This window comes from Kineococcus siccus (assembly GCF_009906795.1).
Classification (GTDB): Bacteria; Actinomycetota; Actinomycetes; order Actinomycetales; family Kineococcaceae; genus Kineococcus; species Kineococcus siccus.
Genome location: NZ_JAAALN010000445.1, coordinates 1 through 602, shown reverse-complemented (window position 1 = coordinate 602; position 602 = coordinate 1). Strand labels below are relative to the sequence as shown.

The following is a 602-nucleotide window of genomic DNA, read 5'->3' as shown; positions in this document are numbered from 1 at the left end:
GGACGGGCGAGGAGGACGCAGCGGCCCCGGGGTCAGCGCACCCGCAGGACCTCGCGCACGAAGCGGGCCGACCGCTCGCGCAGGCCGTCGACGCGCTCGCGGGTCACGGCCTCGAGCAGGTCGGCGTCCGCGTCCCCCGCGGTGCCCAGCTCGGCGCCGACGGGAGGCCGGCGGACGTGGGCGGAGCAGTCGAACCCGGTGCAGATGAGCGTGCCGACCGAGTTCCCCGCCCGGCCGTCGGCCCCGGCGCGGCGGGCGACGTACAGCGTGGCGTCGGTGGAGGCGAGGTCCTGGCACCAGGCGCACAGGGTGCGGCGCGGCGTGCGCGGCGGGGTGCCCGCCCGGAGCAGGACGCCCGTGAGGACGGAGTCGAGCTCCAGGACGACGTAGGCCGCCGCGGGTACCCGGCGGTCGCGCCAGCCGAGCAGGTCGAGGCGGTCGACGTCGAGGCGGGCGAGGTCGGGCAGGGTCGCCTGGGCCGCCTCGCGGCGGCTGGCGTTGACGAAGGACGAACGGATCTGCTTCTCGGTCAGGGGGTTCACGTGCTCGGCTCCCGGGATCGTCGGAGGCCGCCGGGCGGGCGCCCCGGGTGGGGGCGGCGT

Annotated in this window: 1 protein-coding gene; it reads right to left on the bottom strand. The window is 78.2% G+C overall.

The window, feature by feature from the left end:
* Positions 1-32 precede the first annotated feature (32 nt).
* The coding region (locus tag GTR02_RS22060) for an FBP domain-containing protein (protein ID WP_205709829.1) at positions 33-602 on the bottom strand (570 nt) is incomplete at its 5' end.